Annotated in this window: 13 protein-coding genes; all 13 read left to right on the top strand. The window is 57.5% G+C overall.

Going from position 1 to position 17,090, the window contains the following annotated elements; all coding sequences use genetic code 11:
• Positions 1-3: 3 nt before the first annotated feature.
• The 13 genes from DOM58_RS05170 (at position 4) to DOM58_RS05115 (ending at position 17,079) form a co-directional block, all read left to right on the top strand.
• A complete protein-coding gene (locus DOM58_RS05170; protein ID WP_110691996.1) occupies positions 4-1,170 on the top strand; it encodes a nucleotide sugar dehydrogenase in 1,167 nt (388 codons plus the stop codon).
• 44 nt (positions 1,171-1,214) lie between these two features.
• A complete protein-coding gene (locus DOM58_RS05165) occupies positions 1,215-2,105 on the top strand; it encodes an O-methyltransferase (protein ID WP_110691995.1) in 891 nt (296 codons plus the stop codon).
• Between the two features lie 53 nt (positions 2,106-2,158).
• Positions 2,159-3,295, top strand: a complete 1,137-nt coding sequence (gene rfbB / locus DOM58_RS05160; protein WP_110691994.1) for a dTDP-glucose 4,6-dehydratase — start codon at positions 2,159-2,161, stop codon at positions 3,293-3,295.
• Positions 3,292-4,176 (top strand): dTDP-4-dehydrorhamnose reductase, encoded by an 885-nt coding sequence (gene rfbD / locus DOM58_RS05155; protein ID WP_110691993.1) that lies wholly within the window; start codon positions 3,292-3,294, stop codon positions 4,174-4,176. Before rfbB ends, rfbD begins: the two co-directional genes overlap by 4 nt.
• A 79-nt stretch (positions 4,177-4,255) precedes the next feature.
• A complete protein-coding gene (locus DOM58_RS05150; RefSeq protein ID WP_110691992.1) occupies positions 4,256-4,555 on the top strand; it encodes a nucleotidyltransferase domain-containing protein in 300 nt (99 codons plus the stop codon).
• Positions 4,552-5,031: a ribonuclease HepT family protein gene (locus tag DOM58_RS05145; RefSeq protein WP_110691991.1), complete on the top strand. Its 480-nt coding sequence runs from the start codon at positions 4,552-4,554 to the stop codon at positions 5,029-5,031. The genes DOM58_RS05150 and DOM58_RS05145 overlap by 4 nt, the downstream gene beginning before the upstream one ends.
• A gap of 223 nt (positions 5,032-5,254) precedes the next feature.
• Entirely contained in the window at positions 5,255-6,145 is an 891-nt protein-coding gene (gene rfbA, locus DOM58_RS05140) for a glucose-1-phosphate thymidylyltransferase RfbA (RefSeq protein WP_110691990.1), read from the top strand.
• Positions 6,142-6,702: a dTDP-4-dehydrorhamnose 3,5-epimerase gene (gene rfbC, locus DOM58_RS05135; RefSeq protein WP_110691989.1), complete on the top strand. Its 561-nt coding sequence runs from the start codon at positions 6,142-6,144 to the stop codon at positions 6,700-6,702. The genes rfbA and rfbC overlap by 4 nt, the downstream gene beginning before the upstream one ends.
• 102 nt (positions 6,703-6,804) lie before the next feature.
• On the top strand, positions 6,805-9,468 hold the full coding sequence (locus tag DOM58_RS05130) for a glycosyltransferase (protein WP_157957494.1): 2,664 nt from the start codon (positions 6,805-6,807) through the stop codon (positions 9,466-9,468).
• An 11-nt stretch (positions 9,469-9,479) separates the two neighbouring features.
• Complete coding sequence (locus DOM58_RS05125) at positions 9,480-11,096, top strand: asparagine synthetase B family protein (protein ID WP_110691987.1); 1,617 nt, start codon at positions 9,480-9,482, stop codon at positions 11,094-11,096.
• 46 nt (positions 11,097-11,142) lie between these two features.
• The gene (locus DOM58_RS17440; RefSeq protein WP_157957493.1) at positions 11,143-11,922 is read left to right on the top strand and encodes a hypothetical protein; all 780 of its coding nucleotides are present in this window, start codon (positions 11,143-11,145) and stop codon (positions 11,920-11,922) included.
• 172 nt (positions 11,923-12,094) lie between these two features.
• A complete protein-coding gene (locus tag DOM58_RS05120; protein WP_110691986.1) occupies positions 12,095-13,999 on the top strand; it encodes a hypothetical protein in 1,905 nt (634 codons plus the stop codon).
• An 8-nt stretch (positions 14,000-14,007) separates the two neighbouring features.
• The gene (locus DOM58_RS05115; RefSeq protein ID WP_110691985.1) at positions 14,008-17,079 is read left to right on the top strand and encodes a glycosyltransferase; all 3,072 of its coding nucleotides are present in this window, start codon (positions 14,008-14,010) and stop codon (positions 17,077-17,079) included.
• Positions 17,080-17,090: the final 11 nt, after the last annotated feature.

Below are 17,090 nucleotides of genomic sequence, written 5' to 3'. Positions count from 1 at the left end.
AGTATGAAAGTCGCCGTTGCTGGCACAGGCTACGTAGGTCTCTCGAATGCAGTGCTACTGGCTCAACATCAGGAAGTCGTGGCGGTCGATGTCGTCGCCGAGAAGGTCGAGCAGATTAATGCGCGTCAGTCGCCCATCGAAGATGCCGAGATCGAATCGTTCTTTCGAGACAAGACGCTCAATCTCACCGCGACGCTGAATGGTCAGGAGGCGTATCAGAATGCCGAGTTCGTGATCATCGCCACACCAACGAACTATGACCCGGTCAACAACTACTTCGATACCTCCAGTGTCGAGTCGGTCATCCAGAGCGTGATGGCGATCAATCCCGAGGCGGTGATGGTGATCAAGTCCACCGTGCCGGTGGGTTACACCAAGGAAGCCTGCGAGCGGTTTGGCACCAACAACCTGATTTTCTCGCCGGAATTCCTGCGTGAAGGCAAGGCGCTTTACGACAACCTGCACCCGTCACGTATCGTCGTGGGGGAACGCTCCGAACGGGCCGAGCGCTTCGCGAGCCTGCTGAAGCAGGGGGCGGTCAAGCAGGACATCCCCACGCTGTTCGTGGATAGCACCGAGGCCGAGGCGATCAAGCTGTTCGCCAATACGTATCTCGCCATGCGCGTTGCCTATTTCAATGAGCTGGATACCTACGCCGAAACCCATGGTCTGAACACCAAGCAGATCATTGAAGGGGTTGGGCTCGATCCGCGCATTGGCACGCATTACCACAACCCGAGTTTCGGTTACGGGGGCTATTGCCTGCCCAAGGATACCAAGCAGCTGCTCGCCAACTACGAAGACGTGCCCAACAACCTGATCGGCGCCATCGTCGAAGCGAACCGTACCCGAAAGGATTTCATCGCCCAGGCGGTGTTGAAGCGCAACCCCCAGGTCGTGGGTGTCTATCGCCTGATCATGAAGTCGGGTTCTGATAATTTCCGGGCGAGTGCTATGCAGGGCGTAATGAAACGCATCAAGGCCAAGGGCGTGGAAGTGGTCGTGTACGAGCCGGTGCTGGAAGAAGACGAGTTCTACGGTTCGAAGGTGATGAGGGATCTTGAGGCGTTCAAGCAGCGCTGTGACGTTATCATCGCCAACCGCCTGATGGATGACATCGCTGACGTGCGAGATAAAGTCTACACACGCGACCTGTTCGGTAACGACTGACTCGATTAGCATCGAGACTCTTCAAAGGTCACCGGGTATGCGACATGAGCGAGGATAAAGCCAAAGAGGCGTGGTCTGCGGACCTCTCTCCGGCCGAAGCGCTGGAAGCGTCGCGTCTCGAGGCGTTCGATAAGGTCTTGGATGCCCGCCTGCACAAGCTGCAATCCGCCATGCTGGCTAAGCAGCAGGAGATGGATCGGCATCTCTACCGGCAGTTCGAGGCGTTTCACTGGCTCACTCAACGGCTCAAGATTCAGGGCCGCTTGCCCCCGCTGCGTGGCTGGCCGCTGTCGCCAGATGTGCTGCTGGAACTCCACGAATGGATCATGGCGACACGGCCCAGGCTGATCGTGGAGTTCGGTAGTGGTTCTTCCACGCTGGTGATTGCGGATGCGCTGTCCCAGGTCGGTGCCGGTCGGTTGGTTTCGATCGAACACTCCGCGCACTTCGGCGGTAAAACTCAAGCCAATCTCGACAGGGAGGGGCTGGGCAAGTGGGTCGATCTGCGCGTTGGCGAGCTGGAACCGTGGCAGGGTGAGCATCTCAATACGCGTGAAGACCAGACCGTCAGCTGGTATCCGGTGGCGTTGCTCGAAGACCTGCAAAACATCGATTTCGTACTCATTGATGGCCCGCCGGCCAAGACGTGCGAGTTCGCCCGTTACCCGGCGGTGCCGGCAGTGATCGATAAGCTCGCTCCCGACGCGGCGGTCTGGCTGGACGATGCTGCGCGCGGGGAAGAGAAGCGGATCTGCCAGAGCTGGGCCGAGGCGTTCAATTGCACCTTCGAGTCGGTACCGATGGAGAAGGGCCTTGGCGTGTTTACCTTCGAGCGTAAGCCTTCTGTCGATACCGATACCGATACCGATACCCGCATCGAAACGCCGGACGATGCCGATACCCGCCCCGAAACGCCTGGCGATGCCGAGCGATGAACTTTCCTTCCTTGTGAACCCTGGCCGATCCGGCCAGGGCAGATGATTTCTCTATGAGTTTGACTTTTCTAGTGACCGGCGGGGCGGGCTTCATCGGTTCCGCCGTCGTTCGCGAGCTGATCGGCAATACTGAGCATCGTGTCGTCAACGTCGACAAGCTCACGTATGCGGGCAATCTGGAATCGCTGCCCGCGTTCGTGACGGATAGCGCGCGCTATCGTTTTCACCTAGCCGATATCGGCGACCGGGAGGCGATGGCGCGCATCCTCGAAGAGGCGCAGCCGGATGTAATCCTGCATCTGGCGGCGGAAAGCCATGTCGATCGGTCGATCGACGGCCCGGCGGCCTTCATCGACACCAATATCGTCGGCACGTATCAACTGCTGGAAGCAGTGCGAAGCTACTGGCAGGCGTTGGCCGAGCGAGACGCCAGCCGCGCTCAGCGGTTTCGCTTCCACCATATCTCGACGGACGAGGTCTACGGCGATCTCGCGCCCGAAGATCCGCCCTTTGCGGAAACCCACGCTTACGCTCCGAGTTCTCCCTACGCTGCCAGCAAGGCGAGCGCCGATCACTTGGTGCGGGCGTGGCGGCGCACCTACGGCCTGCCGACGCTCGTTACCAACTGCTCTAACAACTACGGCCCGTATCACTTCCCCGAGAAGTTGATCCCGCTGATGATCCTCAACGCGCTCGCCGGCAAGCCGTTACCGGTCTACGGGGATGGGCTTCAGGTTCGCGATTGGCTCTACGTCGAGGATCATGCGCGGGCGCTCGTCCACGTCGCGACCCAGGGCGAAGTCGGGGAGACGTACAACATCGGCGGTTGTAACGAGATACGCAATATCGATGTCGTTCGAACCGTCTGCCAGTTGCTGGAGGCGTTGAAGCCCGAAAAGCCGGCTGGCGTGGCGCGTTACGCGGATCTGATCACTCACGTGACCGATCGCCCGGGTCACGATACCCGCTACGCGATCGACGCGGGCAAGCTGGAGCGCGAGCTGGGCTGGCGCCCGCGAGAGACGTTCGAAAGCGGCCTGCGCGAGACGGTGGCGTGGTACCTGGAAAACCCGCAATGGTGGCAGCGCATTCAGGATCATAGCTATCAGGGCGAGCGGCTGGGGCTGGCAGCTACCGGCGATGACGCCCCCGAGGCGCCAGCCAAGAACGACGGGGCGAATGACGCATGAAGATTCTGATTACGGGTGGCAGCGGCCAGGTCGGGTTTGAACTGTGCCGAACGCTTGCGCCATTGGGGCCCATTCTGGCCCCGAATCGTCAGGCGCTGAATCTGAATCGCACTGACGAAGTTTCAGCTTATCTCGACCGTCATCGGCCTGAGTTGATCGTCAACGCCGCCGCCTTCACCGCGGTGGACGCAGCGGAAAGCCAATGGGAAGCCGCCGAGCGGCTCAATGCCGGTTTGCCCTTGCAACTGGCGACCTACGCCCGTGAGCAGGGTATCCCGCTGGTTCATTACTCTTCCGACTACGTCTATCCCGGTAACGGCGACACGGCCTGGAAAGAAGACGGCGCCATCGGGCCGCTGTCTCACTACGGGGCAACGAAGCTGCAGGGTGATGAGGCGATCCAGCGCAGCGGCGCGGCGCATCTCATTCTGCGCACGAGCTGGGTCTATAGCGCGCGCGGCAAGAACTTTCTCGATACCATGCTGCGCCTGGGCCGGGAGCGCGAACGTCTGTCTATCGTCGATGACCAGATCGGGGCGCCTACACCGGCTCGGCTGATCGCCACGGTGACGCTGCTGGCGCTGCGCGAATGGCAGCGTGGCACGATGGCAGGCGGTCTCTATCATCTGGTGGCGCGTGGGGAAGCCAGCTGGCATGCCTTCGCGAGCGAGATATTCCGCCAGGCCATCGCGGCGGGGGAGGCGCTGGCAATCTCGCCTGAGGCGGTCTCCGCGATCCCGACCCGCGATTACCCGACGCCGGCGGCGCGCCCGCTCAATTCGCGCCTGGCGGTCGACAAGCTGGAAACCGCGCTGGGGATCACCTTGCCGGATTGGCAAACGCAATTGGCCTTGACGCTGCAAGAGTACCTCGCACCCTAACAGCCCGGTCTATGCCGGGCTTGGCATCTCGACGAAAATGCTACAGTGGGTTCGTTTTTGCCCTTGCTGAGGAGGCATGATGCGGCTTTCAGACAGAGAGATCGGCGCCATCAAAAATGCAGTAAGAGACGTCGTTGGCCGAGATGCACAGGTCAGGCTGTTTGGTTCTCGTACCGATGACGCTGCCAAGGGAGGAGATATTGACTTGATGATTACGGTAGACCGTGCCATCGAAAATCCCGCGTGGGCAATCGCCAGGGTCGAAGCCAAAATTATTCGTCAACTTGGTGAACGCAAGATAGATGTCGTTCTCAACGCGCCTAACATGACCAAGGCATTGATTCACCGCATTGCCCAGGACAAGGGGATGCTGTTATGAATCTCGCGCCGGAAACACAGGCTCGATTGGCCTTCCTTGTACGGGTCGTTGATAAGGAAATAAAACATCTGGACTATGCAGATAGCCAGACTTTTTCGCCCTCACTTAGCTTGAAGGCCGTAGAGGGCCTTGATGAGAATCCAGAGCTGGCGCTTAGGCTGGAGGCTTTTACCAGCCGGTTTTGTCGGCTTCAAGATACGCTCGGTGATAAGCTGTTGCCGGCACTACTCGATGCTCTCGGTGAACCCGTTAAGGCCTTGCTTATCAATCTGGATAAAGCGGAAAAATATGGTTGGCTGGAATCAGGGGAAGAGTGGTTAAGCCTACGTCAGCTGCGCAATAAAATGATCCATGAGTATATTGAAGATGCTGATATTCTTCACAGTTCACTGATCACCGCTCACGAAAGACTGGATGTGCTGAAAAAGTTTGCTGGAAATCTGACTTCGCAGGTTCAGCAGTTACAAAAATGGTAATTACATCCCTAGAAAATCCACAGATTCATGTGGCGACGCACACGGAAGTCGTGAAGGCGTACCATCTCGATGGCCGCAACCAAATCCGCCATATCGATGTCGTTTGGGCCGTCTGAGAGTGGTGATTGATGAGCCCGAAAGCCAGAGCGAATTGGCCGATCGATCGAATCACCGGCTGTCTGATCAGTATGCAGAACGCTCTAGTGATGAATAAGGATTCAACATGACACGCAAAGGAATCGTGCTGGCCGGGGGCACCGGCTCGCGTCTCTTTCCGATGACGCTAGGCACGTCCAAGCAGTTGCTGCCGGTTTACGACAAACCGATGATCTACTATCCGATCTCGGTGCTGATGCTGGCGGGTATTCGCGAGATTCTCATTATTTCTTCACCGGATGCACTGCCGCAATATCGCCAGTTGCTGGGCAGCGGTGAACAGTTCGGCGTGAGCTTCGAGTATGCCGAGCAACCGGCGCCGGAAGGGCTCGCCCAGGCGTTTCTGATCGGGGAGTCGTTCATCGGTCAGGATTCGGTGTGCCTGGTGCTGGGCGATAACGTCTTCCATGGCCAGCACTTCTCCGAGCAGCTGCGTATTGCGGCGCAAAAGCCGCATGGCGCGACGATCTTCGGCCAGTGGGTGAAGGACCCGGAGCGCTTCGGCGTGGTGTCGTTCGATCATTCAGGCCAAGTCAAAAACATCGAAGAGAAACCCGCGCAGCCGCAATCTCCCTATGCCGTTACCGGGCTCTATTTCTACGACAACGACGTGGTCGAGATCGCCCGCGGCGTGAAGCCCTCAGCGCGGGGCGAGCTGGAAATCACCTCGGTCAATAACGCCTATCTCGAACGTGGCGATCTGTTCGTCGAACGCCTGGGCCGGGGCTTCGCCTGGCTGGACACAGGCACGCCGGAAAGTCTGATGGAAGCCAGCCAGTACGTGCAGAGCGTGGAGCACTGCCAGGGATTGAAAGTCGCGTGCCTCGAAGAGATCGCCTGGAACAGCGGCTGGATCGATGACGAAGCGCTGCTGGCACGCGCCGCGATGTTCGAGAAGACCGGCTACGGCGAGTATCTGGCTCGTCTGATTTCTCAGCAGAAGGCGGGTTTCGCATGAACTATGAACCGCAAGCGATACCTGAAGTTGTTCTGCTGACGCCGCGCCGTTTCGAAGACGAGCGCGGCTTCTTCATGGAAACGTTTCGTCAAAGTACCTTTCAGGAACACTGTGGCGAGCACACCTTCGTGCAGGACAACCACTCCCGCTCCGCTCGCGGCGTGCTGCGAGGGTTGCACTATCAGATTCGCCAGCCCCAAGGAAAGCTGGTTCGGGCCGTGGTGGGTGAGATTCTGGACGTCGCGGTCGACCTGCGAGAACAGTCCAAGACCTACGGCCAGTGGGTCAGTGCGCGCTTGAGCGCCAGCACCGGCCAGCAATTGTGGGTGCCGCCGGGCTTCGGTCACGGGTTTCTGGTGCTGAGCGAGGTGGCGGAGGTCGTCTACAAAACCACTGACTACTATGCGCCTGAGTGCGAGCGGTCAGTGCGCTGGGACGATCTCGATCTAGCGATCGACTGGCAGCGAGAGGCGTGGTCCTGGCAAGGCGAACCGGAACTCTCGGCCAAGGATCTGGCTGCCCCCGGCTTTTCGTCGGTCAGTGATTCAAGAACGTAGCCACCGTTCGAGGCGATGCCGGCTCATGAGAGCGGGTAGAGCTCCGAGTGGCGCTTGAATCCATTCATGTTATCGAAGCTGGGCAACAAGGAAGATGCTTCCATGTATTTGAAGAAAATCGAGTTTGTCAGAAGTTCAGGGTTTTTCGATGAAAGCTGGTACGTAAAGCAGTACCCGGACGTAAAGAAGTCCGGCCTCGACCCGGCTCTGCATTATCTGAAGTACGGCGAACCTTGGGGACGGCAGCCGTCGCGCTTCTTCGAGCCCAACTACTATCTGAGAAACTATCCGGATGTGCAGTTCTCGGAAACCGGGCCGCTCCTGCACTACCTGATGCACGGCATGAGAGAAGGTCGTCGGCCGGCGAGTAAAGTCTCGCGGCAGTCGGTAGAAAACGCGAAACAGCAGAGCCGGCGTTCGAAGAAAAAACAGGCTCAGCGAATCAAGGACATCGTCGCGCGGATCTACGACCTCGAATTCTCGAACGTGGCGGTGCCGGAACTCGAAGCCATCGTTCGGGATGAAATCGGATCTTCGCGCCAGCTCGCGCTATGGGAGCTCGGGCTGTGGTACTCCGCGCAATCGACCTCCGCGAGCTTGAGCAAGGCCGGCGCGTTCCTCGAAGCCTTCATCGATTCCACCAAGGATGAAGCCTCGCAAGCGCTGGGGAGAAAGCTGCTTTCGCAAGTTCACGCTAAGTCCGATCGACCTGTCGAAGCGCTCGCCGTATTGGCGGAAGTGCCGGCAAGTCTGAGAGACGACGATTGGCGCCTTTGCCATATCAATGCCGAGCCGGATTTGCCGGCACGGCTGGCCGTCGTCAACGATTTGTACCGAAGCCATGGGCTCGAGTCGATTCATCTGTCGGAAGATGAAACGCCGGGTTTCTACGAGCGTGTTCAGGCTCGGGCCAGCACTTCGAGCCCATCGAGCTCGCTGGTGAGTGTCATCATTCCCGCTTACAACGCGGCCCAGACGCTGCCGACGGCGATCGAATCACTGCTGGCGCAATCTCATCGCGAGTTGGAGATCATCGTCAGCGACGATGCCAGCACCGACGACACGGTGCAGGTCGCCGAACGTTACGCGGCGAAAGACGCTCGTATCCGTGTGCTGCAAAGCGAGATCAACCAGGGGCCTTATGCGGCGCGAAACCATGCCCTGGACCACTGCGCCGGCGATTACATCACCACGCACGATGCCGACGATTGGTCACATCCACGCAAGCTCGAAATTCAGGTCGCGCATCTGGATGCCAACCCGCAGATCGTTGCCAACTGCTCGCGTCAGATACGTCTGGAAGAAGATGGCCGTATCTATCTCCGGCCCAAGTCACGCACGTTTGTGCTGATGAACCTCTCGTCGCTCATGTTCCGCCGGCAGCCGGTGGTCGAACGGCTCGGCTACTGGGATAAGGTGCGTTTCGCGGCGGACTCGGAATTCCTGGCGCGCATGCGCGAAGCCTTTGGGCGGGAAGCGGTGGAAACGCTCGACGGCGCGCCACTGTGCTTTCAGCGTCAGGCCGAGGGTTCGCTCACGGCAGACAGCGCGTTCGGCTATCTCGGCTTCAAGACCGGGGCCAGGAAGGAGTACGACGAATCGGCCGCTTATGCGCGCAAGCAGAGCCACTCGCTTCGTTATGGCGCGGAAGGGGCGGCGAAGCACTTCGCCAGACCCAGCCCGATGTTGCCGGACAAGGGCATCAGCCGAACGCACTACGATGTCATCATCGCGTCCGATTTTCGTCTGCCAGGTGGCACGAGTCACTCCAATATCGAAGAGATCAAGGCGCAGCGCTATTTCGGCTTGAAGACCGGGCTGCTCAACCTGCCGCGCTACGATCTCAATCCGGGCCGCAAGATCAACGAGAGCATTCGCTATCTCGTCGACGGCGAATCTGTGTCGTTCGTCGTGCAGGGGGAATCGGTCACCTGTGATCATCTGGTGATTCGTCATCCGCCGGTCGTGCAGCACCTGCAGGATCGCATTCCGCAGGTCTCGGTCAAGCGCGTTTCGGTCATCGTCAATCAGCCGCCGAAGCGGGAATATAGCGAAACCGGTGCGACGCTCTACGATATTCCCACGTGCCATCGCAATATCGTCAAAGCCTTCGGTGTTGAAGCAAGCTGGCACCCGATCGGCCCGCTCGTTCGGGCATCGCTGTTCGACCATCACGCGGATGAATTGGCCAACATCACCCTGGGTGACGAGGACTGGGTCAATATCATCAACGTTGCCGAGTGGCAGCGGGCGCCTCATACACCGGGCGACGGCCCGATCCGCATCGGTCGGCATTCTCGCGATCAGTACGTCAAATGGCCGGAATCCGCCGAGGTACTACGCGAGCTATACCCGGCTGACGAGCGTTTCAGCATTCACGTACTCGGTGGCGCAAAAGCCCCGGCAGAAGTGCTGGGGCATCTTCCGGGCAACTGGGTCGTGCATGAATTCGGCTCGGTTCATCCCGCCGAATTCCTCAAGGATCTGGACTTCTACGTCTACTACACCCACTCGGACTGGATCGAAGCCTTTGGCCGCGTGATGTTCGAAGCCATGGCGGTTGGCGTGCCGGTGATCATCGATCCTAAGTACAAGCCGCTGTTCGGGCCGGCAGCGGTCTATGCTTCCGCCGAAGAGGTCAAAGACGTTATCGCGGAGCTGAAAAACGATACCGCGCGTTACCGTCAACAGGTCGAATTGGCATCGGAATACGTGGTCAAGATGTTCGGTTACGGCGTCCATCGCGATAGACTGCTATCTCAATGAGGGAGAAGAGAATGCAGTCGAATGGCCCAGTATTCCTGGTGGCCTCGTCCGATGAGGCTTACCAGAGCTATTTCGCCGGGATTGCCTACACCTCGAGTGATATTATCTTGGGCACGGGCGGCGCGGAGGATTATTTCGCAGAGTTTGGCGAGAAAGCTTTTTACGATAACGTCATAGATGGCCGATTCTTTGCGTTCTTGAGCTTGGGAAGCGAGTTACGTGCCTACACCGACCCTATGGGGCAGGATGTCCTCTATTATTGCCTGGACGATAATGGTTGGGCCGTTTCGAATTCCTTCTATAGACTGGCTCAGTTTTTGGGTAAAGACAGAAAGCTCAACCTCTACAAACCGGCTCTCGATGCATTCTTCATTGCCAATGGAAATGGATTTGGCGCCCAGCCTATCTCGAACAACACGTCAATTTCGGAAATCAAGGTCTTGCCTCTTGGTAAAATATTCAAGGTCGATCTGCATGAAAATCAGGCAAGGTTGATCGATGCAAAGCCGGTGCTGCAGTCTGATGAATCATATGAAGCGCTCATTACAAAAGGGCTGATCGAAAGTCGGGATCGACTGACGGCCATTGCTCGTTCAGGTGCCAATCTAATCGCGGATCTCTCAGGCGGCCAGGACTCGAGAGCCGTCTTTGGAATCGCCAGAAGCTCCGCGGGAGAGGATAAAGGTTTGCGAATCGTATCGAATCCCCGAAAAGAGGACGATTACCGAATCGCTCAATCGTTGGCCGCACGCTACGGAAACAAGATCCATCATAACAGCGGCGCTAGTGCCAGTACCAACGGGGAGGCCGCTTACCAACTATGGAAGTCGGGTAGCTTGGGCGTTTATCTCCCGGTTTACCCCGTGAACTCGGAAGTGCCGGACTATCGCAAGTACAAAGTAAATGGGGGCAATGCTCTCGCTAAAACCTTTGCTAATCTTTCTGCACCTGAGTTTGTTAGCCACATCGAGCAATATTACGCTGACTCCCAAGCGTGCGAAGAAGTAAAAAAAGAATTTGTGAATGCCATCCGTGATTTGGGCGTGGAAGAAAACGATCCGGATGCGATGTACTTGCATTATTATAACTTCAGGGCGCGCTTTCATTACGGCCGAAATTGGTATGCTTCGTTGATCAGTCCGGTGATTTCGCCGTTAATCAATCAGCATTTGCTGAAAGCTTTTTTCAAGCTCCCAGCCGAAGAAAGAAAACGCGGGCGTTTCTTTCTGGATATATTGATGTCCTTGGATCCCATTTTGGCATTGCACCCCTTTGATAGCCCATCGAAAGGGTTCGAGGTAGAGGATATTTCCCGATCCCCATTCTGGCCATCGGGATCGAAAAGTGTCATTGGCAGCGCAATTCAGACTCACTACAAGATATACTCTCGGGAAACGACTCTAGAAGCGGCCACGAACGGCGGGAACTTTAAAAGCGATTTTGTTGGCTTCATGAACGATGATTTAGAGTTCTCTGCCAATAATTCTTCTTTGGTTAATGCAATCTTTTCAGGCTCGAGTATAAAGAAGGCTAAAAAAGAACTTTTTAAGGCAAAAAAGTTCTCTGATCAGACTCGCTCGGCATCGCGTATTATCGTTTTTGGTGAAATTGATAGGCTGACAAGCTGATGTTGTTTTCTCCCTTGGAGAATATTGATATTTGGGGTGGTATGCAATGCGTCTAGATGACGAGTTGGTGTTTTGTGTTTCGTTGAAATCACGGTCTAACTCAAAAGATTGGGTGCAGGTTTCTCGTTATTTAGAGAATACTGTGAAAAGTATCAAAGGTTCGACGGATGAGCGGTTTCATATTTTGGTTGTCGGTCATGAGAAACCGGATTTTTTAAATCACATTGAGTCGGGTGTTACCTTTCTTCAGGCGCCTTTCGCCCCTCCTTCCACTAAAGATAGAGGACGGCCGATGGATAAGGCGCGTAAAAGACGCTTTGGTGGAGCGTGGCTAAGAGAAAATATAGAAAAATCCGTACGGTTGGCCTTTGTTGATGCAGATGATTTGGTGTCCACTAATCTGGTTAAGACAGCCATGGACCAGCCATCAGAAAGGTCGCTCATTATCGACTCAGGTTATCGATTTGATTTGAGGAATAGCGATTTGGAGTTGATTTCAAATCAATTCTATCGACATTGTGGGTCATGTCTGTTACCTGTTTTTAAAGCGGAAGAGCTACCTGATACCTGGGAAGACGAAAGTAAGGTATTTTCACATCTCGGACCGCATTCCAAGCTGACCGAAAGATTTAAAGTTTTGGGGAGGCCGTTAGAAAAAATAGATTATCCAGCGATCACCTACATGACCAATCACGTCGAAAGTCTTGAACACTCGAAGAAAGGCATGAGAGATGGGTTGATTGAAAATCAATTTTCTGACGCGGAAAAAAAGCTGATTTTTCAAGAGCAGTTCTCGATAGACATTAAGGATTTTGTGGTTGGTTAAATAACGGATCAATGCGTTGGGCTATTGGATTGAAGGTTTATTGGACGTTTTGAGTAGAGCGGACGTCTAGTTGTGATTTACGTTTAACGCTTTTCAGGTTTTCGCCACCTAAGCTGCCTTGGTGGAGAGCTTGAAAAATTATATGACAAGATTTTGTTATGAGATGTGAGTGATGAAAGTTACAGAGCAGAACGCAAGGGGTATGACGGCCGCGCCACTTCAGTCATTGGCGCAAGGCTCGATGTTTTGGCGCCCAGATCATGTGGAATTGTCCGCCTGGCTGGATCATCTGCCTTGGGTATTCTGGTTGATGGAAGCCGTGTTACCTCAGAGATGCGTCACCCTTGGCGCCAGAAGCGGCAGCCCGCACCTCGCTTTATGCCAAGGCATCAGCCGACTCGGGTTGGATACGGAATGTCTATTAGTTGCGGAAAGCGGTAGCGACGAAGCCGAAAAGGTGCACGCTATTGCCGATCGTCGTTACGGCGCGCTGGCGGGGCGAATCAACGTGTCGCCCCGGCGTGGCGCCAAGCAGCTGGAAGAGGGGAGCATCGATATCCTGGCCTTGGATATTCCCCCCGACGACGAGGACATGGAGGACGTGCTCGAGCGATGGCTGCCTCGTATCTCCGAACGTGGGGTGATTCTGATCCCGGGTATCAATCGTCGTGAACCTGGCTGCATCGCACATCAGAACTTCCTGGCGCTACAGAATATTTATCGCTCCATCACCTTTCATCATGGAGACGGGCTAGGGGTCTTGATCGTTGGCGAGACCCCCCCCGCGTTACTGGAAACATTACTGTCTCGCTGGAATTCGCCGACAGCGGCACGAACTGTTCGTGAGGTGTTCGCCCGGTTGGGTCGCGCTTCGGTGGACCAAGCCATGGCCGATGCTCAGACGGCTCGCTTGCATAACGTTCAGGAAAAGCTTGAGACGGTCACCCAGGAACGTGCCGAACGTATCGCCTCGTTGGAACAGCTGCAGAACCAACTCAAGGAGCGCGACGAGGACCTAGCCGGGCTGGAAGCGGACAAACTCCATCTCGCCGAAGAAAACGCCGATGCGCAGCGGTTGGTTCAGTCGCTTCAGACCGAGCTGGCCCAAGTCAGAGCGCAACTGACGGATACTGAAGCCTCACTAAGAGAGGCTGAGCAACGTAGCCAGTCGTTAGAGGCGGCCGTCGCCGAAAAAGATGCCAATATCCAGACGCGGTTTCGTGAATTGGCGACAATGACGAATATTGCCGAAGAAGCCGATCGTCAGACGCAGGTCTTCAAGAATAAAGCCGATACCTACAATGAAAGAAACGAGGCGAAGAAAGTCGAAATAAAAGAGCTGAGAAAACAGCTTAGAAAGTTGGACAGCGATAAAGCCTCTTGGCAATCAGAAAAGAGTGGTCTTTTAGCTCAGGCCCGAACAACTGAGAGCCTTCAGGTCGAGTATGAGCGGGTGCTTGCCAAGATAACTGAGTTCGAAGCTTTGGTCAGCCAACTCGAGGAACGGTTGGCGTCATTGAAAGCGGATAAGAAAGACTCTGATCGCAGCGTCGCCGAGCTCAAGAAACTTCTCAAGAAGCGTGAGAAGTCCTTGGCGAGCCGTTTTGACGAGCTGGGCTCGCTAACCGCGGCAATGGAAGAAAAGGATAAAGAGCTTACCCTATTGAAAGGTGGGGTTGACGGGCGGGCTCGCCAAGGCCAGGAAACGACGAAACCCGGTTCTTCCGCTGGCTTGTTGCACTTCCCTACGTTCAGGGGCAAGTCCGAAAGGCGAAAAGATCTGGAACGCAAGCGCCGTAAACAGCAGGAGTCGCTCGCGGAACTCGAAGCCAGCGAATGGTTCGATTCCCAGTGGTATCTCAAGCAGTACCCGGATATCGCCAGCGATGATAGGTATAGCTCGAATCCCGCGCTTCACTATTTGAAGTTCGGCGGTTTCGAAGGCCGCGATCCTTCGCCGCATTTCGACAGCGCGGGTTATCTGGAAGCCTATCCGGACGTGGCGTTCACCGAAATCAATCCGCTGCTGCATTTCATTCGAGACGGCATTGGAGAGGGGCGTTCCCCGCGACCGTGACGCATCCCATGATCGGACATCTCAAACGATGGTTCGGCACCGGCGGTCAGAGACCCGACCCTGACGCCACGTTCGTGGCGAACTCCGGCTGGTTCGATGCCGATTGGTATCGCCTGCAGGCCCAGTCGGCGGGAATGCTGGTTCGCGCCGACGACGCCGTGCGTCATTACCTGCGCGAGGGCGGCAGGCGTGGGTTAGCGCCATGCTTGCTGTTCGATGGCGCGTGGTACCTGAGCGCCTACCCGGACGTTGCGAACGCCGGGCTCAATCCGCTGGTTCATTTCCTGAAGTTCGGTCAGATGGAGGGGCGGTTGCCGCGACGTAACCGCGCGCTCGCCCGTGATTTTCATCTCTGGCGTGGCGCCGGCCCGGTCATGGTCGAGCGGCTTCAGCGGCTGAGCGAAGCCGAAGATGCAACGGAAGAAGAGCGCCACCACGCACGTTGGGCGCTGGCGCGCTGGTGGGCGTGGCAGGGCGAGCCAGGCAAGGCGATCGATTATCTTCTTCGTGATGGGGGATTGATTGCCTGGCCCAGAAATTCGGCGCCGGCGTTGCTCGCCTTGGACTGTCTGGCTCACGTGGGTGCGGATGCCGAGCGGATGGCCGTGCCTCTGGCCGTCCTCGATCGTGATTGGCCGCAAAGCGCAAACACGGCGCTGGCGCATGCTAATGTCTCGGCGGTGTCAGGAGAGGCGCTGGAAAAACGTCTCGAGTGGATCAATGCGCCCTGGCGACTTCGAGCGTTGCCTACGGTCGGCATTTCGCCCGGCGATGAGGCGCTGATCGATCGGCTCGTCAGCGATACGTCGACGTTCGAGTCGATCCGCACCGAGCGCGGGCCGTTAGTCAGCGTGATTTTGCCGATCTTCAATGCGTCCAGAACTATCTCCACGGCGATCCGCAGTTTGTTCGCGCAGCGCTGGCAGCGGTTGGAGATCATCGCGGTCAACGATGCGAGCACGGATGACACCTCGGAGGTGCTCTCGCGGTTGCAACAGGCGTGCCCGCCGGGCATGTCGTTCCGGGTCGTCGATCAACCGGAAAATCGCGGTGCCTATGCGGCCCGAAACGCGGGCTTGGCGGTGGCGCAAGGCGAGCTGATCACGACCCACGACAGTGATGATTGGTCTCATCCCGATAAGCTGGCACTTCAGGTGGCCGCGCTCGTGAGGGGCGCTGCCCCGGCGAACATCAGTTTCTGGTCGCGGGCGACGCCTGCGTTGATGTTCCATCGTTGGCGGCTCGAGGACGAAGGCTGGGTGCACCGCAACCTGTCGTCACTGATGTTTCGCCGCGAGGTGTTCGAGCGGCTGGGGTTCTGGGACGAGGTTCGCGTCAACGCGGATTCCGAATACCTGGCCAGGATCGAGGCCGCCTATGGAGGGGATTCAGTCGCAGAGGTGGAGCCGGATCTGGCGCTGGCATTCGGCCGGGCTTGCGAGCTTTCGTTGAGTCAGCATGGTGAGACGCACCTCAGTACGCAGTTCGAGGGCGTGCGGGCGCAATATATGGCCGCCGCTCAGCGCTGGCATGAACGTGCCAGGGCGAGCGGTGATTTCTATCTGGCGGCGGGCGCCGAGTCGCGGCCGTTCCCGGCCCCGCTGGCTTTTTCGCGTGGCGAACCGAGTATGGCAAGCGATGACGATCGAGATATCATCGAGGCCTCCGGCTATTTCGATGCCGGCTGGTATCTGCGGCGCTATCCGCAGCTGCAGGACACCCGCATCGAGGCATTCGATCACTACTGGCGGGAGGGGCGGTTTACCGGTCACGATCCGGGGCCTGATTTCAGCCAGTCCGGCTATGCCCGCCAGCCGAGCGGAGCGATTGCCCTCGAAGATGCGCTGGTGCATTTCCTGCGCAACGAGCGCTCGGCAGGGTTGAATCCGTTGCCGGTGATCGAAGGTCAACAGACTCGCCCTGACGATGCCACAGATGCCACGACCGTGCTGCTGTGCGGGCATCAGGCTGGTAACGAGCTCTACGGCGCCGAGCGGAGCCTGATCGACGTTGCCAGCGCCCTCGATGAGTTGGGGTATCGCGTTCTGGTCGTGCTGCCCACGGCCGTCAATGCGTCCTACATCGAGACCCTGCGCCAAAGTTGCAGCGCGATTGCGATACTGCCGTTCGGCTGGTGGCAAAAGGGGCGCCCGCCGGAGCCTGCCACGGTCGGGCATTTCGAGCGTTTGATCGAGCACTACGCGGTTGACCTGGTAGCCGTCAACAGTCTGGTTCTGGACGAGCCGCTGGTGGCGGCCCGGCGCCGTAGCCTGCCGGTCGCCGTTCATCTGCGGGAACTGCCGCGGCAGGACGTGGCGCTCTGCGACACGCTCAATGGCGATGCGCAATGGATCATCGAGACCGTGCGACAACGCGCGGATCTGTTGATCGCCAACTCTGGGTTCACGGCGTCCCAGTTCGTGCCGGAGGGCGAGCCGGCAATTCGGATCGCGACCGTCCCCAATACGATCGACATGGCGCCATTGCTGGCGCTGCCATCTCCCGACATGACCGAGGCGGGTGAGCTGGTGGTCGGCATTCTTTCCAGCAGCCACGCCAACAAGGGGCTTGCCGATCTCGAGGCACTAATGGCAGCGCTCGACGAAAGAGAGTTGGCGGTACGAATCATCGTGTTCGGACCCGTCACGCCGGCGCTGGAGGCGCTCTGCCAGCGCCGCGGCGAAGAGGCATGTGCGAAGGTCGAGCTGGCCGGTTACGTGACGTCTCCGGCGGCAGCATTAGCTCGCGTCCAACTAGTATTGAGCCTCGCACGTTTTCAGGAATCTTTTGGTCGGACGGCACTGGAAGCAATGGCGGCCGGACGGCCCTTCATCGGGTATCATCGTGGCGCGCTGCCCGAGGTGGTGGGAGAGAACGCCGGCGTACTGGTGCCGTTTGGCGACATCCCGGCCCTCGCCGACGCGCTCGCCGGTTTTATCGAATCGCCTGCTCGGCTCGTGTCGATGGGGCAACAAGGCCGGGAGCGCGCCGTAGCACAGTTTGGATGGAAATCGTTCGTGGCTTCATTGGAAGAAGCCTATTCAGCAGTCTCCCGCAAGCCGGGAGCGCGACAGATGTGATTGGAGTCATT

Origin of the sequence: Salinicola halophyticus, assembly GCF_003206695.1 — a bacterium.
Lineage (GTDB): Bacteria > Pseudomonadota > Gammaproteobacteria > Pseudomonadales > Halomonadaceae > Salinicola > Salinicola halophyticus.
Note: the sequence above shows the minus strand (reverse complement) of the source record. Positions and strands in the feature narration are given on the sequence as shown.

Excerpts from the sequence above, each read along its gene's own strand:
- DOM58_RS05170 (WP_110691996.1), top strand. The coding sequence starts at position 4 with ATGAAAGTCGCCGTTGCTGGCACAGGCTACGTAGGTCTCTCGAATGCA.
- DOM58_RS05165 (WP_110691995.1), top strand. The coding sequence starts at position 1,215 with ATGAGCGAGGATAAAGCCAAAGAGGCGTGGTCTGCGGACCTCTCTCCG.
- rfbB (WP_110691994.1), top strand. The coding sequence starts at position 2,159 with ATGAGTTTGACTTTTCTAGTGACCGGCGGGGCGGGCTTCATCGGTTCC.
- rfbD (WP_110691993.1), top strand. The coding sequence starts at position 3,292 with ATGAAGATTCTGATTACGGGTGGCAGCGGCCAGGTCGGGTTTGAACTG.
- DOM58_RS05150 (WP_110691992.1), top strand. The coding sequence starts at position 4,256 with ATGCGGCTTTCAGACAGAGAGATCGGCGCCATCAAAAATGCAGTAAGA.
- DOM58_RS05145 (WP_110691991.1), top strand. The coding sequence starts at position 4,552 with ATGAATCTCGCGCCGGAAACACAGGCTCGATTGGCCTTCCTTGTACGG.
- rfbA (WP_110691990.1), top strand. The coding sequence starts at position 5,255 with ATGACACGCAAAGGAATCGTGCTGGCCGGGGGCACCGGCTCGCGTCTC.
- rfbC (WP_110691989.1), top strand. The coding sequence starts at position 6,142 with ATGAACTATGAACCGCAAGCGATACCTGAAGTTGTTCTGCTGACGCCG.
- DOM58_RS05130 (WP_157957494.1), top strand. The coding sequence starts at position 6,805 with ATGTATTTGAAGAAAATCGAGTTTGTCAGAAGTTCAGGGTTTTTCGAT.
- DOM58_RS05125 (WP_110691987.1), top strand. The coding sequence starts at position 9,480 with ATGCAGTCGAATGGCCCAGTATTCCTGGTGGCCTCGTCCGATGAGGCT.
- DOM58_RS17440 (WP_157957493.1), top strand. The coding sequence starts at position 11,143 with ATGCGTCTAGATGACGAGTTGGTGTTTTGTGTTTCGTTGAAATCACGG.
- DOM58_RS05120 (WP_110691986.1), top strand. The coding sequence starts at position 12,095 with ATGAAAGTTACAGAGCAGAACGCAAGGGGTATGACGGCCGCGCCACTT.
- DOM58_RS05115 (WP_110691985.1), top strand. The coding sequence starts at position 14,008 with ATGATCGGACATCTCAAACGATGGTTCGGCACCGGCGGTCAGAGACCC.